A 24,851-nucleotide genomic window follows, 5' to 3' on the forward strand; every position below is an offset into this window, starting at 1 on the left:
TAATCATGACTCAGAATAACCAGACAAGTACTTCGAAGCAGAACCAAGATACAGAACAACATGCACGAGAACAGAATGATCAAATCGAAAAAGAGCAAAAGCAGAACCAGATCGATAAACAGCATAATCAAGCCTATCAGGAAGATCTAGAAGCCCAGAACAGCAATACTGATGAACAGTCTGAAGCTAAGCAAAGTGCTCAGCCAAATGATCAACATGCAGACCAAAAAGATCATTCTGATAATTCTAAAGAAGCTCAGTCAGGCAAGTCAGATAAAAAAACTGAAACCATTAAGATGGATGACTTAAAAGCGAAGGCAATCGCCATTGGTGAGGAACTACTGAAAAAAGGCGAAAAGATTCTGAATGAGCTAAAAAATAGCAAGTCAGACAGTCAGCAAAATGGTGAACAAAGTTCTGGTGACTCTAAACAGGCTAAAACGGATCAGAAATCTGAAGATAAATTGGCAAATCAGTCAGATCAGCAGGACCTTATAGCAAATTTAAAAGATGAGGCTCTGCATAAGTTTGAAGACACCAAACAGAAGATTACCGAGTTAGTGAGTGAAGCCAGTGTCAAACTGGGTGAGCTGAGACAGATGGCGACTGACACAATGAGTAAAATGAAAGGAGAAGATCAATCTCAGTCAGGTGAGTCGAAAAAGCACGATCAGGATTCTTCGTCCAAGGACAATAAGGACAAAGGCCAGAACTCAGATCAGAGCAATGACAAAGATGCCTCCAAAAAGGATCAAGATAAAACCGATCAATCTGAGCCAAACAAGACTGACCAAAATAAAAATCATAAATAATGCTTTCAACTTAAAAGCTCTTTCAGTCAGAGCATGACTGAAGGAGCTAGAAAGGCCGAAAAATTTAAGATCGTCCCGATACCCTCAAAACATGGGCCATCTGCATTGGGTAATGTCTAAATCAGGTGAACTATTATTCAGTGTTTATGACATCAAGTGAATCTCGATTGGGATTCAGTCATTTGTCATAGTATTTATCTTCTAGCGCTATATGCTGTATTGAATACCTGTGATAATAGCCACTTAAAGCAATGTGCCAAGAGTAAAGACCATGATTGACGAAGATGATTTTGATTATGACCAACCTGTAACGCGTATTCAGCAAAATCAGCATAATAAACCGCAACTTGGTAATCAAATCTTGAAGGAAGCGGAGCAGTATCTGGACGGGATTTCGGCAGGCGAACATGGCTTTCTAATTAAGACCTTACGCAAATTGGCGCAGCAAGAACCGTATTTTGAGGTGCTTGCCGATGAGCTGGATCAGCCGGTAGAAGCCAAGGTTGCCAACGATGCTTTAAACCTGATCTATTTCTGGCAAGCGCTACATCAATTTGAAGATAGGTCCGAGTTCAATTTGCTTGATGTGATTAATAGCGAAGATTTTCAAACCCAAATGCTAAAAGCCTTTGATGCACTTGAAATTGGTGAACATAAAACGCAGCGTCGTCTCGTGCTTCTGGAAGCATTCAAGTTATATAAATTAGGTTTTTATGCGGGTTGTATCCCGATGTTGTATGCACAACTTGAAGGGATCTTGACCGATGTACTGATAGAGGCTGGCTTTTTAAAGCACAGTGGAACCAAGTTTGTTGATGTTTATAAAATTGTTCCGGGCTTAAAGGGAAATGAAATTAAAAGCTTATGGCATAAAGCAAAAATTGCAGCAGAATTGAATCGCTATTTTGCCGAGCTTGCAGCTTATAAGATGGACAGCAGTTCAACCGTGAGCATGACCCGGCATAACATTCTGCATGGTACGGACCTGAATCATTTTAATCAGGAACGCAGCTTTGTGCTGTTTATCTGGCTGTTTTCAGCGTTAAGTTTTATGAGTATGCTTAAATACTAATAAAATTCATTCATCATCATAGGGTTAAATGGATTTTATTTAAGTTGGCTTAATCGTGAATAGATGAGAGAAATAGATGGAATTTTTACATTTAAAATGAATAAAGAATCTATCTGTTTTTTATCGCTTTGATCAGCAGCAGAGGCTTTAAAAGGAATTTTTAATTTCATGCAGGTTATTTAAAGGCTTTGATGTGAGCCAGTGTTATTTTTATCTTATCTATTATTGCGGGCGCATCAGAATTCTCAAACTTGAGTTTGCGGGGAAGTCATACTCAAGTTGAGGTCTCTAAATTACGCGTTTTAATCACTAGAAAAATCTAATGAAATTAGAGTTCACGCCAAACTTTATTTTCATCTTGCAAAGAAACAGTGAAATTGAAGTTTGAATCGTCTGATACAAGCAGACTAGTCGGTGTATGCATAACGACTTTTAAGATAGTCCCTTGTTCAAAAACGAGAGGATCGCAGTTCTCTTTTTGCAAGGTTACTGGTTTTAATAATTCGATGACTAATTTTTCCATGTTACTTCCCCTGTATGTTAGAAATTAGGTTAATAATATCATAAATTGCTAGATATTTAACCAATTTTATCAGTTTTGTTAATTAAATCAAAAACAAACGAATCAAATTTATCGTGTAATTTGTATACTGAATAAAAAATGAGAGGAGATTAAAATTTATATTTTGATTTATATTTTGTTTTTTAATATTTCCCTAAAATTTATACGGGTTTCACTGTTTGGTTATTTTTAAGAACATTTTAATTTACCCAATCTAAGCTGGGTCAAGATTTGACTAAAAGTCATTTGAGCATAACATTTTCGATTGTGGCAAATGCTGTAATGTTCAGAATAACGATTACAAAAGTGCTGTGTTGAATGAGAGTTCTCCAGAACTTTAAGCCAAATTGAAATGACAAAAACTTCATCAAAGGCTGAATAAACAATACAACTGGCTTATTGAAGGGTTACTCAAGGAAAATGATTTCACCTGAAAAAACATTTCACAAACAGTGTATAAGTTGCTACAAAGATGAAAAGACTAGAATAATAGCCGCTTCATCCATCCAGCTTAAATGGGCTGGGTTGTGGTGGATCGGCAAGTTTGAAACTAAAAATAAAGGAATAGCTCTAGCTAATGTTTAAATCTTTTTTTCCGAACCCGAAGTGGTTCTTTTCGTCATTGGTGCTGTGGTTTGTCATCAATATTGCCTTGTGGTATTCCGGTGGCAATACTTGGGGAACCTTTTTGGGCTTTGCACCCGGCTATGCCACGGCGGAATTACCTATTGGCGTAAGTCGCTTTTGGGCACCTTCATTTTTATGGTTTTATCTGTGGTTTCTGATCTCAACCGTTATTTTTGCCCTGTTCTGGCGGTTTAAATCCAGCAATCCATGGCAAGGTTGGTCGGTCTGGGGCTCGGCTTTTATTCTGTTTAATATCTGGTTTGCCGTACAGGTAAATGTGGTGGTCAATGCCTGGTACAGCCCGTTTTATGACCTGATTCAGAAAATGCTGAGCAGTGGTGGTGGCGATGTCAATTTACTTTACAACGAAACCTTAACTTTCCTGTATGTGGCAATGGTGTATGTGACCATTGCCGTGTTTAACCTGTTTTTTGTCAGTCATTATGTATTCCGCTGGCGTACTGCCATGAATGACTATTACACGGCTCATTGGGAACAGTTACGTTATATTGAAGGGGCATCGCAGCGTATTCAGGAAGATACCATGCGTTTTGCCAAAACCACCGAGAGTTTGGGGGTGAGTTTTATTCAAGCCTTAATGACGCTGATGGCATTTTTACCGGTGTTACTCCAGTTGTCATCGCATGTGAAACAGCTGCCTGTGGTGGGTGAAATTCCTTATGCTCTGGTTTGGGCGGCGATCAGTTGGGCTGTATTAGGTACCGTGGTGTTAATGGTCGTCGGTTATAAATTGCCGGGTCTGGAATTTAATAACCAGAAGGTTGAAGCTGCTTACCGTAAGGAATTGGTCTATGGTGAAGACTATGCTGACCGTGCCGATCCGCTGACCTTAAAAGAACTGTTCAGCCGCGTGCGTTTTAATTATTTCCGCCTGTATTTCCATTATGCCTATTTCAACATGGTACGGATCTGGTACATGCAGCTGGATAATCTGTATGGTTTATTTGTGCTGTTCCCAAGTATTGCCGCAGGGGCGATTACACTGGGTCTCATGATGCAGATCGCGAATGTATTTGGTAAGGTGCGCGAGTCATTCCAGTATTTAATTGAATCTTGGCCGACTATTATCGAATTGCTTTCGATTTATAAGCGTTTAAGAGCATTTGAATCGACTTTGCATAAGTAATGAAGATTTAAATTCAGCAATCAAACCCGCATCATGCGGGTTTTTTATGTCGTTTTATTTTAGGTTTATAAAAAATATCGAGATGTGCGCGACCAAATGAATCCAAGCTTATTTGAATGAACTAGCGATCTACGCATGAAAGCTAGGATAAATTTTCATCGGTTCGTGATAGAAATTGTCGAATAGCTTCATGAATTACTGAAGCTTCACCAATCATAAAAAGTTTTAAGATGGTTAAAAAATGTTATCCGGTTCAGATTTTAAGGTTAAAACTTTTAAGAAATTGGCAGTTATTTCCCATTTTTTATGCAAAAACACCTCATTTTCGTTCAAGAGAATTAATAATAAAATCAAAGTACTGTATTTGTGATTTTCCCAATTTTCATATATTTTTCAGTTACAACATCAGTGAGCATTAATACGTGAATTTCAAAACATTCATCTTGATTGGTGGGGTAGGCATCGCTTTACACGGCTGTACGAGTTTTAATGGTTCAAGCTCAGACAATTCTGTTAAAAATTTTGCCTCACCACAGGAAATGATTGCTCAAAAAAATATCAACCAACCCAATGGGCAGGCGAAAGAATATGTCTATTCTTGGGGATCAAATCAGAATGACAAAGAACCTCAATCTTTATATCCAAGAAAATATTTAAACAATTATTGTTCTGCCAAGAATGGCAAGTTTAGCCTGTTATATAAAAGTAGCCTATCACTGGTGAAGAATCAGTCGGATAAAAAGCTGCTTTTGGCATCTGGCAATGTTAAACAGGGCATAGGTGCCTATAAATGTGTGCAAAGTAATGGACATAGCTGGATTGTTTCGATTGAGCCGGTTTCAGAACATAAATCAGGTGATGGAAGCAATGCACGGGTGGTCAGTTTGCAAACCAGACTGATGTCGGCTGATGAAGCAAAACGCTTCTATAAAAATATGGTTGTTGCTTCGAATACAGCTGAAAAAAAATCTACTGCCAGTGAGCAGAACAATAAAAAAGTGCTGAATAAATCGACCTCTCAAAAAGAGCAGGAGCTTAAAAAAGACACTGAGGTGAAAAAAGAGTCCAAGCCTACAGCTGAATTGCCAACAGCACAGCCAGTAAAAGTGGTGGAAAGCCCGCAACAGCAACAGATGAAATTTTACGTCGCTGCACGTCGTGATTTAAATAGTGGTAAAAATCAGATCTCTGCCTGTAATAATGCCCAGCGGGCTTATAACTATGGCAAGTTGCAAGGAACTGAGGGAACCCGGGTCTATACTGAATCTGGGATGCTGGTCGCACGCTGCTTAACCAGTGTACCCAGCTATAGCAACCGCTTTTCTAATTCTAAAGCCCAAGCAACGCGAGTCTTGCAAAATTTAGCCGTGAACTATAATCACAGTGGGGCAAAAAATATGTTGCGGCAGATCAAGTAATTTGACTGCATGCATGTTGGATTTTAAAAAACTTGTCTAATCAGTGGGATGATCCCAATGATTGGACAGGGGATGATATCTAAGCCTTATCCTCTATAAATTCTTTTTGTTGGAGTCGATATTTTACTTGAATGGAAAACAGCATTTTTAGGGTTTGATTCAATTTTCGGTGAGTCCAGTTTACAGAGTCATAACAGGTAAAAACCTGAGCTTTATGATACAAAGACAATGATTTTTCACTGGAGTTCGCTTTATGTCTCGCAATGTTTTAACCACGGCTCGCCACAGCATTTCACGTATCGGTTTTTCTGCTTTAACGGCGGTTGCATTGTTGGGTTCCGCGCAACTGGCGACAGCAGGGCCGACAGTAGATCAATTGAGTGATTGTCTGGTGAAATCGACCACCGAAACCGACAAGAAAACTGTACTGCAATGGACTTTTGTAGCGTTATCGACGCATCCAGATTTAAAAAGTTTTAGTCAAGTAACCGATGTTCAGAAAGAGCAACTGGATCAAAGCCTGGCGACCATTTTACAGCGCATACTGGTAGAGCAATGTTCTGCACAGACCAAAGCCGTGATTCAGGTAGAAGGCTTGCAAGCTGTAGGTGACAGTTTTCAGGAGTTAGGACGCACGACAGGTGAAGCGATTGTGAAAAATCCTGAGGTGAATCAGCAGTTGAAAGGTGTGCTGCGTTATGTCGACCTGAATAAGATGGTGATGACGTTTTTGACGCCTGATGTATGGAATAAGTTGGGTGTGATTCGTTAGTTTAAATCCTCTCCCTAGCGCCCTCACTTGCGCTGCGTTTTAAAGCAGTGCTTTAAAACTTGCTCAGGAGAGGGAATCACGCGTATCAAATTGATTACGTGACAAGTCCCCCTTTGGAAAAGGGGGATTTAGGGGGATTCAGAAGTCTCGCATAAAGAAAGACTTTGAAAGTTGGATACGCCTTAAGTCTTCGATTTTTATGATCTTAAATTTGTCTCCAATTTATAGGGTTAATTGATAGGTAAGATATTGTTAAATATAAAAAACTGTATAATATATTGAATTTTTACTTAATTTAAAATTAGAGGATTTCATGGTAGAACCCTCAGCACTAGCTTTACTTAAAGTTATAAATAAGCCACTTAATGATCTTTATGATTTTATTAAAAAAGAAACGAAATTTCACCTTGAAAAACAAAAGTTAAATGATATTTCGGGGAAATTAGATAATAAAATAGAGAGTATTAAAAAAGTAAAAACTATTTATAAAGGGGATGAAGCAATAGACTTAAATTTATTCTACTATCCTCCTTATATTGATAGTGATCAAGGTTATATAAAAGCTGAAAAGATAGAAAATATTTCATCAAAAAATTTCGTTATTGAGGGTGTTGCTGGTCAAGGAAAATCTATTTTATTAAGATATTTAACTTTTAAAGAATATAAAGAATTAAAAAGAATTCCAATTTTTATCGAATTAAGAAAATTAAATGATAAAGGTGAGATTTTAAGCTTCATCAAAGAGGCGATTAGTTCATGGATATTTTCAGTTAGTGATGAACTTATTAATTGGGTATTAAAATCAGGAAAAATAGTTCTATTACTTGATGGATTTGATGAATTGAAAGCTAAAGATGTAGCGAATGTAATTAAAGATCTTGAAAGTATTAGTCAACAATATCCACAAACACAAATTGTAGTAACTTCAAGACCTGATAATGCAATTCAATCTAGTAATTTTTTTAAGGTTTTAACAATAAGGCCCTATGAAGATGATGAAAGAATAGGACTGATCAGAAAACTTGTAAATGATGACGACTCTTTTGGTAACCTTGTAAAGGCATTGAAAGAAAGTCCGTTAAAAGTCGATGAATTATTAACAACGCCTTTAATGGTTACTCTTTTTGTAATGACATATAGGGCAAAACTAATCATCCCTGATAGTCTATCTAAGTTTTATGAAGAGTTATTTAGCGTATTAATTTATAAACATGATCGTACAAAGCCAGGATATCAAAGAGAATTTAAAAGTAGTCTAAATGAAAGTGAGTTACAAGAATGGTTTGAAATATTATGTTTTATTTCTAAAAATGAGAATAAGCTAGTTTTTAATAGCCGACAAGATCTTTTAGACTGTATCAAAAAATCAATATCAAAAAAATTTCAAAAAGAAGATCCGTCAGCTTTGTTAGAAGATATTAGTAAAAATCTATGCCTAATTATTCGTGATGGTAATAATTATAGTTTTATTCATCGTTCTATACAGGAGTTCTTTGTAGCTTCATTCTTTAAACAAAGACCCCAAGACTTAGCTGAACAAACTTATAAACTTTTGGATACAAAAAGTACAAAATATAAAGCGGAGATAAGATTTTTATCTGAAATTGATAGTTATAGATATAGAAAATATTTGCTAAAACCATCATTAGAAAATTTCTTTCGTATTTTTCCTAATATTCTAAATTTTAAATCAAGCATACATATCGATTTATATGAAAGTTGGGAGCATCCAGATGAAGATGATTCAGATGATGAGTTTGAGGATGGGTTAAAGAAATATGTGCAAGCAAGAATTAATATAGTAGATACAAGCCAAAGCTTGCTAAGTAAACGTAGAAATTATTTATCAAATTTATTGTATGATTACTTTACCTCCAAAAAAGCATCTACTGCCATATTTCGTAATTTAAAAAATTATGAGGTAAATCGATTTGTTCATAGTATTCCTATTTTATTTGAGGACATTCCAGCAAGTAAAGTTACGAAATTTTTTCGTAAAGAGAATAGTGGACTTATTGATGAGGCTTATCAAAATTTCCAAAAAAATCTTGAAGAATGCCTGTTAGAAATTGATCATCAAGAGGATCAAAGTTTTTTAGATTTAATATAAAGAAAACCCGCTCTAAAGCGGGTTTTTTTCCAAAACTGATCAGATTAACCAATCAATTTCTTCATCAATTCATTCACTTGTGCAGGGTTCGCTTTACCCTTAGACACTTTCATCACCTGACCAACCAAACCGTTGAAAGCTTTCTCTTTACCAGATTTATACTCTTCAACCATCTTCTCGTTAGCAGCAAGCACTTCCTTAATAATTGCTTCAATCGCGCCTGTATCAGTTTCCTGCTTCAAGCCTTTTTCAGCAATAATTTCGTCAGCCGTTTTGCCTTCTTCCCACATAAAGCCGAACACTTGCTTCGCAATCTTACCGCTGATGGTGTTGTCCACAATACGCGCGATCATACCGCCAAGTTTCTCAGCAGAAACAGGAGAGTCAGCCAAATCTAAGCTTGCTTTATTTAAAGCACCTGAGAATTCGCCCATCACCCAGTTTGCAGATACTTTACCTTGCGCAGCACCGCCAGCAGCAGCCACAACAGCCTCAAAAAAGTCTGACAATTCACGAGTCAGTGTAAGAACGTGAGCATCGTACTCAGTCACGCCAAAGTCAGCCACGAAACGCTCACGACGTGCTTTTGGTAACTCAGGAAGGGCAGCACGTGCCGCTTCAATTTGCGCATCTGCAATGATCACAGGCAACAAGTCAGGATCTGGGAAGTAGCGGTAATCGTTCGCTTCTTCTTTAGAACGCATTGAACGCGTTTCCATTTTCACAGGGTCGAACAAACGTGTTTCTTGGTCAATCGTGCCGTCCCATTCCAGAATTTCCATTTGACGTTCAATTTCAACATTGATCGCCTGTTCAATGAAACGGAATGAGTTCAAGTTTTTCAATTCACAACGTGTACCAAACGGTTGACCCGGACGGCGTAAAGATACGTTACAGTCACAACGGAACGAACCTTCTGCCATGTTACCGTCAGAAATGCCTAACCAACGTACTAAAGTGTGAATCGCTTTGATGTAAGCAACAGCTTCTTCAACTGAACGCATATCCGGTTCAGATACGATTTCAAGCAGCGGTGTACCGGCACGGTTTAAGTCGATGCCTGACATACCTTCGAACTGGTCGTGAATCGATTTACCTGCATCTTCCTCAAGATGCGCACGGGTCACGCCAATGCGTTTTACTGTGCCATCTTCAAGCTGGATGTCGATATGACCTAAGCCCACAATCGGGTTGTCCATTTGACTAATTTGATAGCCTTTTGGAGAATCCGGGTAGAAATAGTTTTTACGTGCAAACACAGAAGCTTGGTCGATGTACGCATCGATACCCAAACCAAAACGAATCGCAAGATCAACCACTTCCTTGTTCAGTACTGGCAATACGCCCGGCATTGCCAAATCAACAAGGCTAGCTTGTGTGTTTGGATCATTACCAAAAACAGTCGATGAACCCGAGAAAATTTTGGTATTGGTTGCAAGCTGAGTATGAATCTCGATACCAATAACCACTTCCCAACCATCAATCAGGTTAGATTTTGGTTTAGCAGATTTTTGAGCTTGAGCCATTATGCATTCTCCTCAGCAATTGCAGCGCGTTTCGTATGCCAATCCGTTGCTTGTTGATACTGATGGATCACAGACAACAATTGAGATTCTGACCAGTAATTACCAATCAGCTGTAAGCCAACCGGTAAATTGTCTTTGTCAAAACCAACAGGCGCGTTAATCGCAGGAAGACCTGCCAAGTTCACCGCGATGGTGTAGATGTCACCTAAGTACATTTCAACAGGCGAAAGATTCGCACCGATTCTATATGCAGTCGTCGGCGCAGAAGGCGCCGCAATCACGTCAACATTTTCAAAGGCTTTCAAGAAGTCTTGCTGGATGAGACGACGGACTTTTTGTGCTTTTACATAGTAGGCATCGTAGTATCCAGCGGATAACGCATAAGTACCAATCAGGATACGACGCTGTACTTCAGGGCCAAAACCTTCTGAACGTGAACGTTTGTACAAGTCCATCAAGTCCACTGGATTTTCACAGCGGTAACCATAACGAACACCGTCAAAACGTTGTAGGTTAGAAGATGCTTCAGCAGGGGCAATCAGGTAGTAGGTTGGAACATAAGCATCGGTCATGGTGAGATCAATCTCAACCAACGTTGCACCCATTTCTTCCAGTTTTTTCAAAGATTCTTCAACACGTGTTTTTACGTCGGCATCCAAACCTTGAACATTGAAGTACTGTTTAGGAATACCAATACGTAAACCTTTTACCGATGTACCGTTCAGATTTGCAACGTAGTCATCTACATCTTTTTGAACAGAGGTTGAGTCTTTTGCATCATGACCTGCCATCACGTTCATCAAGTAAGCACAGTCTTCAGCCGAGCGTGCCATCGGGCCGCCTTGGTCCAATGATGATGCGTACGCGATCATACCAAAACGCGATACGCGACCGTATGTCGGTTTTAAGCCGGTAAGGCCACAGAATGACGCAGGTTGGCGAATTGAACCACCAGTGTCAGTACCGGTTGCAAACGGAGCCAAGTCAGCAGCTACAGCCGCAGCAGAACCACCTGAAGAACCGCCTGGAACGTGATCCAGTGCCCAAGGGTTTTTGGTTGCACCAAAGTAAGATGACTCGGAAGTAGAACCCATGGCGAATTCGTCCATGTTCACTTTACCAAGAGTGACTAAGCCCGCAGCTTTAGCTTTCGCTACAACGGTGGCGTCGTAAGGAGAGATAAAATTGTCCAGCATTTTAGAACCGGCAGTGGTTTTGATGCCTTGGGTACAGAAAATATCTTTATGCGCAATTGGCACACCGGTTAAAGCGCTTGCATGACCTGCTTTAATGGCTGCATCAGCCGCATCGGCTTGAGCCAGCGCTTGTTCAGGCGTGACAGTGACATAAGATTGTACTTGAGCATCGATTTTTTCAATGCGTTTTAAATAATGTTCTGTTAATTCGCGAGACGAAAATTTAGCCTCAGCCAAACCCTCGGAAAGTTCACGAATCGATAAGCGATGTAAATCTGTCATGAGAAATATTTCTTTACGTTTAATTTAATAAAATGATTTAACTGAATGAAAATTACTCAATCACGCGAGGAACAAGGTACAAGCCATCTTGGATTGCAGGTGCAACAGCTTGATATTCTTCACGATGATTTTCTTCAGAAACCACGTCTTCACGTAAGGGCTGTGGATTGTCAAATGGACTTTTAAGCGGCTCAACACCTTCAGTGTTAATGCCTTTTAAGGTTTCCATCATGCCTAAAATTTTATTTAGACTTTGAGCATATTCAGCAGATTGCGTATCATTTAGCGACAATCGAGCCAGATGTGCGATTGCTGAAACTGTTTTTGCATTTAAATCTGCAGAATGCTGAGCATCCGATGTAGACATAATATTACCTAATCAGTATTAAAAAAATTCAAAATATCGTGCGTTATAATAAGCGATTGACTTGTTCAAATCATCACATTTAGTTAAAGTTGCCACCTTGCGTCCACATAAAGTTTAATCGAGAACGTCTCCGTGATTCTAAAAAGACTAATTGGCTTGTTTTCGCCCGATCTAGCCATTGATTTAGGTACAGCAAATACACTTATTTATGCACCAGGACGAGGCATTATATTAAATGAGCCGACGGTTGTGGCAATTCGTCACAGTGGTTCACAAAAAATCGTTGCCGCTGTTGGTCTTGATGCTAAACAAATGCTTGGTCGTACTCCTGCAAATATCTCTGCAATCCGCCCGATGAAAGATGGCGTGATTGCCGATTTCGAAGTGACCGAAACCATGTTGAACCAATTTATTGGTAAAGTACATGAAAAGCGTTTGTTCCCGCCTGCACCGCGTGTTGTGGTATGTGTACCGTGTAAATCAACGCTGGTTGAGCGCCGTGCCATTCGTGAAGCCGTGTTTAATGCTGGCGCACGCGATGTCCGCTTAATTGAAGAGCCAATGGCTGCTGCAATTGGTGCCGGTATGCCGGTAGAACAGGCATGTGGTTCGATGGTTGTGGACGTTGGTGGTGGTACCACTGAAATCGCAATCATTTCATTACAGGGTTGTGTATACGCAGACTCGCTACGTATTGGCGGTGATGTATTTGATGAACAGATCATTAACTACGTACGTAAAGCGCATGGCTGTGTGATTGGTGAAACCACGGCTGAAGTGATTAAAAAAGAAGTGGGTATGGCATTGCCGGATGAAGGTGCTCCAATACTCGAAATTGAAGTTCGTGGTCGTAACCTTGCTGAAGGTGTGCCTCGTGCAATTACCGTAACTTCGATTGAAATTGCCCAAGCGATTTCTGATCCATTACAAAATATTGTGTCTGCGGTGAAATCTGCCCTTGAACAAACTCCACCTGAACTATCTTCCGACATTGCAGAACGTGGCATTGTGCTGACCGGTGGTGGTGCATTACTTCGCAACCTTGACAAGCTACTTGCACAAGAGACGGGTTTACCTGTGGTTGTGGCTGAAGATCCGTTGACTTGCGTCACTCGTGGCGGTGGTAAAGTTCTGGAATTCTTCGACAATCCAAATCACGACATGCTCTTTGTAGGTTAAGTTAAGGATCAGGCGGTGCAAACACAACTGTTTTCTCGACAACCGCCATCTTTTCGCTCATTTATCATTGCGGTCATCACATGTCTGGTTGTGCTGTTTTTTAACTGGCGCGTGCCCCATGTGATTCAGCCCGCACGTGATGTCTTGTATGCGGCATATAATCCGATTTATGCGGCTGCAAGTTATCCAGTGTTATCGCGAGAATGGCTCAATCAACAAACCAAGTCTGAAGCCCAGTTACGTCGTGAAAATACCGCGATGCAAGCCGAGTTGTTACAGGCTCAGGTTCGTCTGCAAAAATTATCTGAACTTTCTGCTGAAAATACCCGTCTAAGAGGGCTGCTGGATACGCCTTTGATTATTGATGGACGCATGGAAATTGCAGAAGTGATCGGTACCGATGCAGATCCTTTAAGACATATTATTGTGATTAACCGTGGTTCCAGCAGTCAGCTCAAGGTCGGTCAGACCGTGCTGGATGATAAGGGGATTATGGGGCAGATCATTAATGTCAATTCGCATAGTAGCCGGATTATGTTGTTGTCCGACAAAGAACACTCTCTCTCTGTACGTCTAGAATATACCGGGATGCGTGCCATTGTATCGGGGACAGGTGATTTAGGTCATTTGAAGATGGAATATGTTCCGACCAGTGCCAATGTCAAGGTCGGCGAAAAAGTGTATAGCTCAGGTTTAGGCGCACATTTCCCAGCGGGTTATCTGGTTGGCACAGTGTCCAAAGTCAACCGGCATAATACAGGTGAATTTGCCCAGATTGAGGTGGTCCCAGCCGCGCAATTGGCAGGTGGACATCATGTGGTCGTGCTTTTTTCTGATTCATTAGCGATGGAGCAGCCGCATGCCACTCGCTAAATTACGTGCTGAACAAAAACGTGATCCTCTCATTGCCATTATTGTTTCAGTCATACTCTGTTCCGTGCTGATGGTTTATCCATTGTCATATGCCATATCAGGTGCACGTCCCTTATTCATGTTGCTGCTCATGCTGTTTTGGGTGATGTGTCAGCCAACATGGTGCGGAATCTGGTTTGCTTTTGCCACCGGAATTTTTACCGATCTGCTGGTTGATGCCCCTTTAGGCATGAATGCGTTAAGTTTTGTGTTGATCACCTTTATTGTCAGGTTTTTAACCCGTGAACGACGAATCTTGACCTTTGGTAATCTTTGGGTGATTAGTTTCTTGGCGGTGCTGGCACATTTATTTTTGACCTGGGTTTTGCAAATTATGGGTGGCTTGCAGTTCTCTATTGCCAGACACTGGCAGCCTTTATTGACTAGTCTGCTGGTTTTCCCGGTCATGTATTTTATGCTGAAAAAATGGCGCATTTAATTCTGGCTTCGAGTTCTCCGCGCCGTCGGGAACTCCTGCAACAGTTGGGTTTGGATTTCGAGATCTTTAGTCCGGATATCGATGAATCTATTCTTGCAGGGGAAGATGTTGCCGCTTATGTCGAGCGTTTAGCCTGTAGCAAGGCACAAGTGGTTCTGGAGCAATTTCCAGATGCCATCGTCATCGCCGCTGACACCAGTTTAGGGGTGGATGGTCAGATTTTAGGTAAACCTGAATCTAAACAACATGCTTTTGAAATGTGGCAACGTATTTCAGGTCGTAAACATGATGTATTTTCAGGTGTTTGCGTACGTACAAGTACAGAAAAATCAAGTATAGTGGTACGAACGCAGGTTGAGTTTCAAAAATTAAGTCTCAATGATATGGAAGATTATTGGGCGACAGGGGAACCGATAGGCAAAGCGGGTGGTTATGCCATTCAAGGTATCGCATCGCGTTATATTCCCCGTATAGAAGGCAGTTATAGCAATGTCGTGGGCTTGCCTTTACATGAAACCGTACAGTTATTACAGGCAGTTAAGGCACTAAATTAACTGGCCCCAAAAAGAATTTTTATAATGTTTTGAGTTTTATTATGTCTGACGAGTTGTTGATTAACGTCACACCTATGGAATGTCGTGTGGCCTTAATCCAGAACGGCACGGTCAATGAATTATTTGTTGAGCGTACAGTTAAGCGTGGATTGGTAGGCAATATTTATAAAGGCAAAGTGGTGCGCGTGCTGCCGGGCATGCAGGCTGCTTTTGTCGATATCGGGCTTTCTCGCACTGCTTTTCTGCATATCAACGATATGGTCTGGCCTCGCAATCAACCGACCCCCAATGTTTTTGAACTGCTGCAACCCGGTCAGATTCTCACCGTGCAAGTGATGAAAGATATGCTGGGGACCAAAGGGGCGCGTCTTAGTACCGATCTTTCCATTCCTTCACGTTATCTGGTACTGATGCCTTATGGTCATCATATCGGTGTATCACAACGCATTGAATCTGAACAGGAACGTGATCGACTACGTTCAATGATCGAACGGATTCAAACTGAACATAAATTACCCGGCAGCGTTATTGTTCGTACTGCGGCAGAGGGGATTCCTGAATCTGAAATTGCACAAGATATGGCCTATTTGGCCAAGCTGTGGGAATTCATTCAGCGCAAGCAACAAAGCATTGCCGTGCCGTCTCTGATTTTTGAAGAATTGCCGCTGCCTCAGCGGGTCATTCGTGACTTGGCCAATGAAGATACCGCCAAAATCTCCGTAGATTCACGTGAAATACATGCCAAGTTACAAGAATTTGTGCTTGAGTTTGTACCGATTATGCAAGACCGCTTGGTTCACTATCCGGGTGAACGTCCAATTTTCGATTTATATAATGTCGAAGAAGATATTCAGAAGGCGCTGCAAACACGGGTAGCGTTGAAGTCAGGCGGCTATCTGATGATCGACCAGACTGAAGCGATGACCACCATTGATGTGAATACCGGTTCCTATGTCGGCGGTCGAACCTTAGAAGACACCGTATTTAAAACCAATATGGAAGCGACTCAGGTTATTGCCCGTCAGCTGCGCTTACGTAATTTGGGCGGCATTATCATTATTGACTTCATTGATATGCAGGAAGCCCAGCATCGTGAAGAAGTGATGAGTCAGTTTGAGCGTATGCTGGAACGTGATCATGCCAAAACCAAAATCACCCAGGTTTCGGAGTTGGGGCTGGTTGAAATGACCCGAAAACGTACCCGTGAATCTTTAGAGCACTTATTATGTGAATCGTGCCCTACTTGTCAGGGGCGGGGCTATGTGAAAACGGCAGAGACGGTGTGTTACGAAATTTTTCGCGAAATTTTAAGATATGCACGTGCTTTTGAAAGTAAAAGTGGTTTTACCGTGGTTGCACATCCTTTGGTGATTGACCGATTGTTAACAGCGGAAGCACCCGCAGTGGCCGATTTAGAGCACTTTATAGGGCGTGTCATCAAATTTCAGGTGGAAAATCTGTATACGCAAGAGCAATACGATATCATTCTGAGTTGAAATTGTAACAGAATATCGTTAAACACTTGTTACATCTGAAATTTTACTTTTTAAGTGTAATTTTGAATACTAGTCATACACAGTAGCCAAAGCCAAAATCTCCCAGTTTTGGCTTAGCAAAAAAGAGGTATGACATGAGTATGAGCAAAGCAATTATTAAAAAAAGTTTGAATGTTTTAGAAAATAAACCAGCTCACAGTGGTTATATTGTGAATGAGCAGGGTAAAGAAGTTCAAATTACAGCTGCCATGATTCATTCAGTTTGCCATCAACTATTAAATCAATGTCGTGCAATCAAGAATTAATCTCGTATAAGTAAAAAATAAAGGAGCCTTTGAAAGGCTCCTTTATTAATTTACTCTTCACTCTTTTGAAGCTGCGGTTAACTCACCGCTTTTAACTTTTTTGGCGGAGTATCTTGCCCCACAATCTCTTCAAAGCACTGAATTTCATCTTCCAGATGTATGAGCAAGTTTTGCATCTTCGGTAAGGCATTGCGACAACCGGTTAACCCCACTTCCAGTTTGTCTAAATAGCTGGTCATGGTAATATTCAGTGCCTGTCCATCCAGCACAATTGAAGCCGGGTAGAGAGCATCCAGTTTCGCACCATTCCAGTATAGCGGTTCGCGTGGCCCCGGCACGTTAGAAATCACAATATTGAACGCTTGGCGTTTTGGCATCATTCCCGAGACAATATTTAAACCCGCTGCGCCGTAAACCAGCGCGCTATAGTTTAAAATCTGATTTGAATTCATGCGTTTGAACCGCTGCTTGGCATTTAATACACTACGGCGAATAATTTGCAGGCGTTCTAAAGGCGTATCTTTATGCGTACCCAGATTAGCCAAAATCATGGTAATACGATTTGAAACTTCAGAATCATCATCACGAATTGAAGCAGGAACCATAGCAATCAGCGGTTTTTTCGGCAATGCGTCATGACTGAGCAAATATTCACGCAGTGCGCCAGAACAGATGGCCAAGACTACATCATTGATGGTGACACCGAGTGCTTTTGCGATTTTACTTAAACGGCCCAATTCAAAGGATTGTGCGGCAAAACGGCGTGATGAACTGACTCGCTGATTTAAAATACTGCTGGGTGCCTGGAAGCTGGAAACATAGTCCGGATTGCGCCTCATATCTTTGCAGATGGTTTGCGATAGTTCATACATAACTTTAGGGGTAGCTTCAAATTGTGATTTTACTGCTCCCATGATTTTCTTTATACGGCTTGCTTTTGGTTCTTTTAATCGTTTAGCACGAGGACCTTCGACACACCAGAGAGGAACAATACTCTTGGCTTCTGGATCATAGGATAGTGATTTTTCGACTAAACGCATGCCGGCAATACCATCAACCATCGCATGGTGAATTTTAAAGTACATGGCAAAGCGGTTGCCTTCAATACCTTCAATAATATTACAGGTCCACAGTGGTTTAGCACGATCAAGCAGTGCGCTATGCTCTTGTGAAATATAAGTGAGTAATTCACGGATTCGACCTGGATGCGGAAGCGCGATGTGACGGAAATGATGGTCTAAATCAAATTCCTGATCTTCGTCCCAAAATAGGCCATTGAGTTTATTATTAAAAGGTGCAACAGGAAGACACTTGGATTTACGAATATCAGCAACGAGATCTTGAATGAATGTGTCAGGTGCATTGTCAGGAATTTGAAATAGAAACAGTCCACCGACATGCATCGGTTGTTGCCGTTTTTCTAGCGACAAAAAAATAAAATCAATTGGGTGTAATGGACGCATAGCGCGGAATGCCTCACTGCAATTTTTGGCTGTTCTTATATGAACAGGCTTGTTAGAATTATAAAAACCGTTTTTTAGTATATCTTTTTTCAAAAAGAAAAGAACTGCTTTCTGTGTAATGATAAGTTAAAAAAACCACTGAATAACAGTGGTTTTTTTTAAAATTATTTTAAATTTCCTGCGTGCAATCCGCATTCTTTATGGGTAGCTTCTTCCCACCACCAGCGACCTTCACGTTCATGCTGATTTGGCAATACAGGGCGGGTGCAAGGTTCACAGCCAATCGAAATAAAACCACGTTCATGCAAAGGATTATATGGAATTTCCATCATGCGGATATAGTTCCACACGTCGGCACTTGACCAGTTAGCCAAGGGGTTATATTTAATGAGTTGTTTTCCTGGACCTGAAAAACCGGCATCCGCCTGAACTACAGGAATTTCATTCCGAGTACCCGGACTTTGATCTTTACGCTGACCGGTAATCCAACCATCCAGCGTAGCCAGTTTTTTACGTAAGGGCTGAACTTTACGAATTCCGCAACATTCTTTATGCCCATCTTGATAGAAGCTAAAGAAACCTTTTTCAGTGACCAGTTTTTGCATCGTTTCTGTTTCAGGGAAGCAAATTTCGATTTCAATATTATAGTGTTTTCGTACCGTATCGATAAATTGGTAAGTTTCTGCATGTAAGCGGCCGGTATCTAAACTAAAGACACGGAAGGGCTTACCCAGATGGGAGGCCATATCAATCAAAACGACATCTTCAGCACCTGAAAATGAAATGGCAATTTCACCTTGCTGGCTTAATGCAAGTTCCAGAATCTCACTGGGAGATTTATCGGCATATTCAGATGCAAGTGCATCAACAAGGTCAATGGTAGGGATGGTAGTCATGACAGTTCCTGGCTATAGGCTTGGATACTTAAAAACCTATATTAATTTATTTCACAACGATTTTAATAGAATTGAAATAATCTGCTTAGCACTAAAAAATAAATACTTATGAATAAAATAGATTTGAAAAACAGCACCTGAAATATCAGTTTTTAAGCTATGATAGCGCAAAATTTTTTCACTCACATTGGGAGAACCCATGGAAATCGTATGTCTTGATCTTGAGGGTGTGTTAGTTCCAGAAATTTGGATTAACTTTGCCAAAAAAACTGGAATTAAAGCATTGGAAGCCACTACACGTGACATTCCAGACTACGATGTGTTGATGACGCAGCGCCTGAATATTTTAAAAGAGCACGGTTTAGGCTTGAATGATATTCAGGATGTGATTGCAGATATGGGACCTTTCCCGGGTGCTAAAGAATTTGTGAAATGGGTGAGTACGCATTTCCAATTGATTATTCTTTCAGATACTTTCTATGAATTTGCTCATCCGTTAATGAAGCAATTGGACTGGCCAACCATTTTCTGTCACAAGTTAGAAACGGATGAAAATGGCATGATCTCTGCGTATAAACTGCGCCAGCCAGATCAAAAACGTCAGGCAGTTAAAGCATTGCACGGTTTAAACTTTCGTGTGATTGCTGCAGGTGATTCATATAATGACACCACCATGTTGGGCGAAGCAGATCATGGCTTCCTGTTTGATGCTCCTGAAAATGTGATTGCTGAGTTCCCGCAATTTCCAGCTATTCACGGTTATGAAGCATTGAAAGAGGCGATTCGTAATGCTTCTGTACGTGATATTCCAGCTTAAGATCCTAAATCTTTGAAATAAGAAAGGGCACCAATGGCGCCCTTTCTTGTTTAGTCCTAATGTTTAACGCAATTAGAAGCGGTAACCGATTTTCATACCATAGGCAAGTGCTGTGTTGTCTTCAAAATCACCGACCACATTGCCGCCAGTTTGTGCTTTCGCATCACCTAACCAAAGATATTTTACGCCAGCTGCGATAAAGTAGCTTTCTGCTGGACTATACTGAGCACCTAGACCCACATTCCAGTTTCCTTCAACAGGACCTAAAGTGGTTACAGGGTTGCCTGCGCCAGAATCCCAGCCTACAGAAGCTGTGCCAGCCCATTTGTCATTGATTTTTCGAGAAATACCCGTAGTAATAGACCATTGGTCATCCGAGTAATCAATTAAATTCTTGCCACCAGATTTTGCATGTAAATTTTTAGGCGCTACCGCAAATTGATCCCATTGCACCCAGCGAATATTTGCAAATGCTAAAGTATTTTTAGCAATACCTGACTGCAAATCCAAATTTACAGATTGCGGTGTGACCACTTCTGTTTCACTTTGCAAGCCACTTAGTTTGCCAAAAGCAAAGCTTTCGGTTGTATTTAATTCATGTTTGATTTCGGAACGATATGTTACTGCAGCTTTTAATGCGATTTCAGGAATGGAGTAAGCTGCACCCGCAAGCCAACCATAGGCTTCCGCTTCTTTAAAGTTAATGTCATAGCCGCCTAAAGCCGCTGGGCCACCATAAGCTGCACCACGTAAAGAAACTTTACCTTCAACGGTTTGATAGACAGGGCCTGCGTATAAATTCCAGTTTTTATTCGGTTGATAGCCTATTAATGCTGTTACATTATTGGTTTTAACTTCTACACGCGTACCTTGATTTACTGTTTTATCCGCAAATATACTGTTTTCCACAGCATATGTCGCATCAGCACCATAAGGTTGATCATATAATAGACCTAATGAAATTTGATCTGTTGCTTGAATTTTCACAGCTGCAGTAGGGAAATAATAGTCATCACCCATATCGCTGACTTGATTTCCAACAATGTCTTTACCTTCTACAGTTGGATCAATAACTGTAAAACCTGCTTCAGCATAATTTCCTGGCTGTAAAAAAGCAGAAATTGATTGGCCTGAACGGTCTAAACCACCCGCAATTACTGAAGTAAGTGGAAGAGTGCTAATAAAGATAGCCATAGATAAGGTGTTGAGCTTCATAGTTCTTTCCGTGATGCCATTTTGTAACTAAAAGTTAAGGAAAAGTAACATAAATAAAAAAAGAGTAAATGCTCAGCTCTGGGTAGATAATGAACTGTACAATTCAAATAATAGACTTGAATAGAGTAAAGGTACTAATAATACTTTTGTATATTAATGATTTTTAAGTGAAAAATTAGAGTAATTAATTTAATTTTATGTATTGGGGAAAGTACAACTGATTGTTTAAATTAGAAACACTTAGTCATGGATAAGTTTGAATGGATAGTCAATTTTGATTCAAAGGATGTATAAAAGACCATTGCGAACAATGGTCTTTTTATCTTTTAGTTAAATAATATTAGAAGCGGTAACCAATTTTAAGACCATAAGCAAGCGCGTGATTGTCTTCAAATTTAGCTACAGTCGCTGGCGTATTGAATTGAGCACCTGATTGAGCATTAGCATCACCTAACCAGAAGTATTTCACACCACCTGCGATGAAGTAGTTTGGTGCTGGGCTGAATTGTAAACCTAAACCTACATTCCAGTAACCTTCAGTAGGACCAAGAGTAGATACTGGATTACCTGCACCAGTGTCATAACCTACTGATACGTTACCTGCCCATTGATCATTTACTTTACGACCAACACCAACAGTTGCAGAAATTTGATCATCGGAATATGCAACTAAATCAAAGCCATTTGGTTTTCCAGTTGAAGCTACAACCGGTGCTTGTACACTAGCTGTACCAAATTTAGGTGGGCGAATGGAGAAGTTAGACCATTCAACCCAGCGTACATTAGCAAATGCTACTGTATCTGCCATGATGCCGGTTTGGAAATCTAAGTTAACAGATTGTGGTGTCGTGATTGAAGTACTTGAATTTGGTTGTAGGTTAAGGCCTGCAAATAAACCTGTATTAAAGGTTTCAGTGGTTTTTGCATCATGGTCAATTTCAGAACGGTAAGTTAAAGATGCTTTTAGAGCAATATCGGGAATTTGATAAGCAAAACCAGCTAACCAGCCGACTGAACCATCTTCTTTCATCTTGGCATTATAAGAACCAAATGTAGCGTTACCACCATATGCTAGACCACGTAATTGCACGTCACCTTCAACTGTTTGGTAAACTGGACCTGCATAAAAATTTAAATTTTTATTTGGTTGGAAACCAAATAGCATTGATATGTTTTGTGTTTTTACTTCAACTTTGGTTGATTCAGAGCCATTATGGAATAAACCTTGACCTTGAAATGCTGCTAATGCACCTGGTAGTACAGCAGGTGAACTTGCATCTGTGGCTGAATAAGTCGCATCAGCTCCGAAAGGCTGATCGTAAATTAAGCCAAAAGATAAATTATCCGCAATCTGTAATTTTAATGCTGCGCTTGGAAAATAATAATCATCTCCCATATCTGATAAGTTTGTATTTTGAAGCCCAATCACACTTGCTGGAGCTGCAGGGTTTGGAGTATATCCATTATTTACTTTACCTGAAACATTCGGATCTAAAACAGAAATACCCGCTTCGAAATAGTTACCAGGTTGTAGAAATGCTGAAATAGATTGACCTGAACGGTCCAAAGCAGCTGCGAATACGCCTGTCATTGGTACGGTTGCAAGAATTATTGCTGTACTAAGAGTTTTTAATTTCATTCTTTGTCTTTCCTTGAGGTACAAATTTTTTTACTGCGGCTTTATGTTATTTATGGCTCAGTATTCATTTTTGGTAACAGTGGTTTTTTGACCGACTATCATTTGTTACTCCATGTGACAAAAATAGCACAATAAAAAAAAGAGTAAATGCTCTATAAAAAACTATTCAGTCTAAAAAAGCAGCTAAATAGAGTTTTTATACTAATAAATATAAATTTATGAATATAAGTAATTGATTTTTATTGTAATAAAATAATAAGATGAAAAAGTTTTTTTGTTTAAAAAACATCCAAAACAATATGAAAATTAAAATTTTATTATGTGATTTTAGTCACATTTTTATATTTGTGACCTTAAGTATCCTTAATCTCAACTTTTGCATATCGAACTAAAACAGAATAATCGTGAGTACTCTATTAAAGGTCTCATTGTATAGAAATTCTTAATTGATAATAATGTTCAATATTATTTAGCAGTATTATTAATAGTTTTTCCTCACTTAAAATATTAATTATTTATAAGTTGGATTCATATTAAATATCACGTAATTCATATTATTTGCGATGTAAGTCACTTTATTGAATTGGCCTACAAATACCGATTTACTTGAAATCCGAGTAGTTTTATTGCCTTTATTTGCTGTGAAGTGCCTAATTTTATTTAAAAAAGTTATGTACTAGGCTATAAAACAAGCGTATATTTCACGGCTTAGCTTACTTATGAATACTTTTAATTGATTCTTGAGTGAAGTAAATCTTAATACTAAGGTAATTATCATGAAAAATTTTCTGTATGTTTCTCTTCTTGCTTCATCAATTTTAAGCGCTGGTTCTGTCTATGCTGCTGAAAAGACCACCACTTTTGAAGTGAAACTAACAATTAATGAATCATGTGAATTTGGTACCGCATCTGGTATTGATTTTGGAACATTCGATCGTTCAACACAAGCTACTAAAACTGCAAATGGTACCTTAGCAGCGACGTGCACTATGGGCACACCTTATAAGATCGTATTAGATAGTAATCGTGAAATGGCGAATACGAATGATGCTAGCTCAGTCGTGGCTTATGATTTATTTCAGGACTCTGCTAATCAGGTAATTTGGGGTAAAACTGTTGATCAGGCCGTGGCAAAAACCGGTACTGGTTCAGTCGAGAATTTAACCGTTTATGCACAACTTAAAGGCAATACAAACGTCAAAGCTGGTAATTACATAGATACAGTGACAGCCAGAATTAGCTATTAATTTAGAAGTTAAATAAGAGGGAAAGTCGGGATGCTGAAAACTGAGCTGCTCAATACCTGGAATAAAAAAAGCATACATATTTCTGGTATTTTGGCTATTTTAGCATTTCTGCCTTTATCTCAGGTGCAAGCTGCAAGCCTTCAGGTTGCACCTATCCTGATTGAGTTTTCTTCCGCTGATAAGGCTAAAGAACTTTGGCTCACCAATACTGGAAGTACCAATATTCGTGCTCAAGTTCGAGTGCAGCAATGGACCCAACAAAATAGCCAGGATAATTTAGCGGCCACAAAAAATCTAATAGCCAGTCCCTTGATTACTGAAGTTAAGCCAGGACAAAGACAACTCGTACGTCTGATTAAACCTACAGCTACTCCTATCAATCAGGAACAGGCTTTTCGCCTCATTGTAGATGAGTTGCCTGATAATAAGTCGAATAACAATAAAACGGGATTAAATATACTGCTTCAGTATTCAATTCCTGTGTTTTATAAGACAAATCAGAAACCAATGATTAATCAGGGAATAACTTCAATTGATCGAGTACAGTTTAAATATGCCAAGGGGCAATTGACTGCTACTAATTTATCTAATTCATATATTCGCTTGAGTCAGCTTAGTTATGTATCGGGAAATGGGAAAAAATCACCGCTATTTCCAGGATTAGTAGGCTATGTTTTAGTTGGACAAACCATGTCATGGATTTTACCCGCAGCGATCCCTTCGGATTCATCGGGCAAGTTTCAGGCGGTTATTAATTCCGATTTTAAAGAACAAACCTTACCTGTCCAAAAATAAATA

The 24,851-nt window shown here is 39.8% G+C and carries 23 protein-coding genes; 15 read left to right on the forward strand and 8 right to left on the reverse strand.

Going from position 1 to position 24,851, the window contains the following annotated elements:
• The first annotated feature begins 5 nt into the window (after nt 1-5).
• Together LZZ98_RS03295 and LZZ98_RS03300 are read left to right on the forward strand one after the other, a co-directional pair.
• Entirely contained in the window at nt 6-812 is an 807-nt protein-coding gene (locus LZZ98_RS03295; protein WP_237786635.1) for a hypothetical protein, read from the forward strand.
• 271 nt (nt 813-1,083) lie between these two features.
• The gene (locus tag LZZ98_RS03300) at nt 1,084-1,884 is read left to right on the forward strand and encodes a hypothetical protein (RefSeq protein ID WP_237786636.1); all 801 of its coding nucleotides are present in this window, start codon (nt 1,084-1,086) and stop codon (nt 1,882-1,884) included.
• A 328-nt stretch (nt 1,885-2,212) separates the two neighbouring features.
• Here LZZ98_RS03300 and LZZ98_RS03305 read toward each other — a convergent pair whose 3' ends face one another.
• The gene (locus tag LZZ98_RS03305) at nt 2,213-2,407 is read right to left on the reverse strand and encodes a hypothetical protein (RefSeq protein WP_237786637.1); all 195 of its coding nucleotides are present in this window, start codon (nt 2,405-2,407) and stop codon (nt 2,213-2,215) included.
• Nucleotides 2,408-3,023: 616 nt separating this feature from the next.
• Between LZZ98_RS03305 and sbmA the strand changes: the two genes are divergently transcribed.
• The 4 genes from sbmA to LZZ98_RS03325 all read left to right on the forward strand — a co-directional run bounded on the left by sbmA (nt 3,024) and on the right by LZZ98_RS03325 (nt 8,520).
• Nucleotides 3,024-4,220: a peptide antibiotic transporter SbmA gene (gene sbmA, locus LZZ98_RS03310; RefSeq protein ID WP_237786638.1), complete on the forward strand. Its 1,197-nt coding sequence runs from the start codon at nt 3,024-3,026 to the stop codon at nt 4,218-4,220.
• 422 nt (nt 4,221-4,642) lie between these two features.
• Nucleotides 4,643-5,638, forward strand: coding sequence for a hypothetical protein (locus tag LZZ98_RS03315; protein ID WP_237786639.1), 996 nt, complete (start codon nt 4,643-4,645; stop codon nt 5,636-5,638).
• 253 nt (nt 5,639-5,891) lie between these two features.
• Nucleotides 5,892-6,410: a hypothetical protein gene (locus LZZ98_RS03320; RefSeq protein WP_237786640.1), complete on the forward strand. Its 519-nt coding sequence runs from the start codon at nt 5,892-5,894 to the stop codon at nt 6,408-6,410.
• Nucleotides 6,411-6,723: 313 nt separating this feature from the next.
• Nucleotides 6,724-8,520, forward strand: coding sequence for an NACHT domain-containing protein (locus tag LZZ98_RS03325; RefSeq protein ID WP_237786641.1), 1,797 nt, complete (start codon nt 6,724-6,726; stop codon nt 8,518-8,520).
• A gap of 44 nt (nt 8,521-8,564) precedes the next feature.
• Here LZZ98_RS03325 and gatB read toward each other — a convergent pair whose 3' ends face one another.
• From gatB to gatC, 3 genes are read right to left on the reverse strand one after another with little or no spacing between them, the layout of a single operon-like run.
• Nucleotides 8,565-10,046, reverse strand: a complete 1,482-nt coding sequence (gatB, locus tag LZZ98_RS03330; RefSeq protein WP_237786642.1) for an Asp-tRNA(Asn)/Glu-tRNA(Gln) amidotransferase subunit GatB — start codon at nt 10,044-10,046, stop codon at nt 8,565-8,567.
• A complete protein-coding gene (gene gatA, locus LZZ98_RS03335; RefSeq protein WP_237786643.1) occupies nt 10,046-11,524 on the reverse strand; it encodes an Asp-tRNA(Asn)/Glu-tRNA(Gln) amidotransferase subunit GatA in 1,479 nt (492 codons plus the stop codon). Before gatA ends, gatB begins: the two co-directional genes overlap by 1 nt.
• Before the next feature lie 52 nt (nt 11,525-11,576).
• Nucleotides 11,577-11,891: an Asp-tRNA(Asn)/Glu-tRNA(Gln) amidotransferase subunit GatC gene (gatC, locus tag LZZ98_RS03340; RefSeq protein ID WP_237786644.1), complete on the reverse strand. Its 315-nt coding sequence runs from the start codon at nt 11,889-11,891 to the stop codon at nt 11,577-11,579.
• Between the two features lie 132 nt (nt 11,892-12,023).
• On the opposite strand from gatC, the gene LZZ98_RS03345 reads away from it, so the two are divergent.
• From LZZ98_RS03345 to LZZ98_RS03370, 6 genes are all read left to right on the forward strand, one after another.
• Nucleotides 12,024-13,070 (forward strand): rod shape-determining protein, encoded by a 1,047-nt coding sequence (locus LZZ98_RS03345; RefSeq protein WP_330848187.1) that lies wholly within the window; start codon nt 12,024-12,026, stop codon nt 13,068-13,070.
• Between the two features lie 15 nt (nt 13,071-13,085).
• Nucleotides 13,086-13,943: a rod shape-determining protein MreC gene (mreC, locus tag LZZ98_RS03350; protein WP_237786645.1), complete on the forward strand. Its 858-nt coding sequence runs from the start codon at nt 13,086-13,088 to the stop codon at nt 13,941-13,943.
• A complete protein-coding gene (gene mreD / locus LZZ98_RS03355; RefSeq protein ID WP_237786646.1) occupies nt 13,930-14,421 on the forward strand; it encodes a rod shape-determining protein MreD in 492 nt (163 codons plus the stop codon). Before mreC ends, mreD begins: the two co-directional genes overlap by 14 nt.
• Nucleotides 14,409-14,975 carry a Maf-like protein gene (locus tag LZZ98_RS03360; protein ID WP_237786647.1) on the forward strand — a complete coding sequence of 189 codons (567 nt, stop codon included), beginning with the start codon at nt 14,409-14,411 and terminating at the stop codon, nt 14,973-14,975. The genes mreD and LZZ98_RS03360 overlap by 13 nt, the downstream gene beginning before the upstream one ends.
• A 41-nt stretch (nt 14,976-15,016) precedes the next feature.
• Nucleotides 15,017-16,471 carry a ribonuclease G gene (gene rng / locus LZZ98_RS03365; RefSeq protein WP_237786648.1) on the forward strand — a complete coding sequence of 485 codons (1,455 nt, stop codon included), beginning with the start codon at nt 15,017-15,019 and terminating at the stop codon, nt 16,469-16,471.
• Nucleotides 16,472-16,605: 134 nt separating this feature from the next.
• Nucleotides 16,606-16,776 carry a PA1571 family protein gene (locus tag LZZ98_RS03370; protein WP_086174766.1) on the forward strand — a complete coding sequence of 57 codons (171 nt, stop codon included), beginning with the start codon at nt 16,606-16,608 and terminating at the stop codon, nt 16,774-16,776.
• Nucleotides 16,777-16,853: 77 nt separating this feature from the next.
• Here LZZ98_RS03370 and LZZ98_RS03375 read toward each other — a convergent pair whose 3' ends face one another.
• Both LZZ98_RS03375 and LZZ98_RS03380 read right to left on the reverse strand, forming a co-directional pair.
• Complete coding sequence (locus tag LZZ98_RS03375) at nt 16,854-18,239, reverse strand: WS/DGAT/MGAT family O-acyltransferase (RefSeq protein ID WP_237786649.1); 1,386 nt, start codon at nt 18,237-18,239, stop codon at nt 16,854-16,856.
• A gap of 164 nt (nt 18,240-18,403) precedes the next feature.
• Nucleotides 18,404-19,135, reverse strand: a complete 732-nt coding sequence (locus tag LZZ98_RS03380) for a phosphoadenylyl-sulfate reductase (RefSeq protein ID WP_086174764.1) — start codon at nt 19,133-19,135, stop codon at nt 18,404-18,406.
• A gap of 199 nt (nt 19,136-19,334) precedes the next feature.
• Here LZZ98_RS03380 and thrH point away from each other — a divergent pair, with 199 nt between their 5' ends.
• Nucleotides 19,335-19,952: a bifunctional phosphoserine phosphatase/homoserine phosphotransferase ThrH gene (gene thrH, locus LZZ98_RS03385; RefSeq protein WP_086174763.1), complete on the forward strand. Its 618-nt coding sequence runs from the start codon at nt 19,335-19,337 to the stop codon at nt 19,950-19,952.
• 72 nt (nt 19,953-20,024) lie between these two features.
• Here thrH and LZZ98_RS03390 read toward each other — a convergent pair whose 3' ends face one another.
• A complete protein-coding gene (locus tag LZZ98_RS03390; RefSeq protein ID WP_237786650.1) occupies nt 20,025-21,167 on the reverse strand; it encodes an OmpP1/FadL family transporter in 1,143 nt (380 codons plus the stop codon).
• A 340-nt stretch (nt 21,168-21,507) separates the two neighbouring features.
• Nucleotides 21,508-22,806, reverse strand: a complete 1,299-nt coding sequence (locus LZZ98_RS03395; protein WP_237786651.1) for an OmpP1/FadL family transporter — start codon at nt 22,804-22,806, stop codon at nt 21,508-21,510.
• Nucleotides 22,807-23,582: 776 nt separating this feature from the next.
• On the opposite strand from LZZ98_RS03395, the gene LZZ98_RS03400 reads away from it, so the two are divergent.
• Entirely contained in the window at nt 23,583-24,053 is a 471-nt protein-coding gene (locus LZZ98_RS03400; RefSeq protein ID WP_237786652.1) for a Csu type fimbrial protein, read from the forward strand.
• Between the two features lie 30 nt (nt 24,054-24,083).
• On the forward strand, nt 24,084-24,848 hold the full coding sequence (locus LZZ98_RS03405; RefSeq protein WP_237786653.1) for a fimbrial biogenesis chaperone: 765 nt from the start codon (nt 24,084-24,086) through the stop codon (nt 24,846-24,848).
• Nucleotides 24,849-24,851: the final 3 nt, after the last annotated feature.

Source organism: Acinetobacter sp. SM34 (assembly GCF_022012365.1).
Taxonomy (GTDB): Bacteria; Pseudomonadota; Gammaproteobacteria; order Pseudomonadales; family Moraxellaceae; genus Acinetobacter.

What these genes read in the sequence shown, in the direction of transcription:
- thrH (WP_086174763.1), top strand. Translation starts at nt 19,335, where the DNA reads ATGGAAATCGTATGTCTTGATCTTGAGGGTGTGTTAGTTCCAGAAATT.
- LZZ98_RS03360 (WP_237786647.1), top strand. Translation starts at nt 14,409, where the DNA reads ATGGCGCATTTAATTCTGGCTTCGAGTTCTCCGCGCCGTCGGGAACTC.
- LZZ98_RS03405 (WP_237786653.1), top strand. Translation starts at nt 24,084, where the DNA reads ATGCTGAAAACTGAGCTGCTCAATACCTGGAATAAAAAAAGCATACAT.
- LZZ98_RS03395 (WP_237786651.1), bottom strand. Translation starts at nt 22,806, where the DNA reads ATGAAATTAAAAACTCTTAGTACAGCAATAATTCTTGCAACCGTACCA.
- sbmA (WP_237786638.1), top strand. Translation starts at nt 3,024, where the DNA reads ATGTTTAAATCTTTTTTTCCGAACCCGAAGTGGTTCTTTTCGTCATTG.
- LZZ98_RS03375 (WP_237786649.1), bottom strand. Translation starts at nt 18,239, where the DNA reads ATGCGTCCATTACACCCAATTGATTTTATTTTTTTGTCGCTAGAAAAA.
- LZZ98_RS03325 (WP_237786641.1), top strand. Translation starts at nt 6,724, where the DNA reads ATGGTAGAACCCTCAGCACTAGCTTTACTTAAAGTTATAAATAAGCCA.
- gatB (WP_237786642.1), bottom strand. Translation starts at nt 10,046, where the DNA reads ATGGCTCAAGCTCAAAAATCTGCTAAACCAAAATCTAACCTGATTGAT.
- LZZ98_RS03300 (WP_237786636.1), top strand. Translation starts at nt 1,084, where the DNA reads ATGATTGACGAAGATGATTTTGATTATGACCAACCTGTAACGCGTATT.
- LZZ98_RS03390 (WP_237786650.1), bottom strand. Translation starts at nt 21,167, where the DNA reads ATGAAGCTCAACACCTTATCTATGGCTATCTTTATTAGCACTCTTCCA.
- LZZ98_RS03380 (WP_086174764.1), bottom strand. Translation starts at nt 19,135, where the DNA reads ATGACTACCATCCCTACCATTGACCTTGTTGATGCACTTGCATCTGAA.
- rng (WP_237786648.1), top strand. Translation starts at nt 15,017, where the DNA reads ATGTCTGACGAGTTGTTGATTAACGTCACACCTATGGAATGTCGTGTG.
- LZZ98_RS03320 (WP_237786640.1), top strand. Translation starts at nt 5,892, where the DNA reads ATGTCTCGCAATGTTTTAACCACGGCTCGCCACAGCATTTCACGTATC.
- gatA (WP_237786643.1), bottom strand. Translation starts at nt 11,524, where the DNA reads ATGACAGATTTACATCGCTTATCGATTCGTGAACTTTCCGAGGGTTTG.
- LZZ98_RS03400 (WP_237786652.1), top strand. Translation starts at nt 23,583, where the DNA reads ATGAAAAATTTTCTGTATGTTTCTCTTCTTGCTTCATCAATTTTAAGC.
- LZZ98_RS03370 (WP_086174766.1), top strand. Translation starts at nt 16,606, where the DNA reads ATGAGTATGAGCAAAGCAATTATTAAAAAAAGTTTGAATGTTTTAGAA.
- LZZ98_RS03305 (WP_237786637.1), bottom strand. Translation starts at nt 2,407, where the DNA reads ATGGAAAAATTAGTCATCGAATTATTAAAACCAGTAACCTTGCAAAAA.
- gatC (WP_237786644.1), bottom strand. Translation starts at nt 11,891, where the DNA reads ATGTCTACATCGGATGCTCAGCATTCTGCAGATTTAAATGCAAAAACA.
- mreD (WP_237786646.1), top strand. Translation starts at nt 13,930, where the DNA reads ATGCCACTCGCTAAATTACGTGCTGAACAAAAACGTGATCCTCTCATT.
- LZZ98_RS03295 (WP_237786635.1), top strand. Translation starts at nt 6, where the DNA reads ATGACTCAGAATAACCAGACAAGTACTTCGAAGCAGAACCAAGATACA.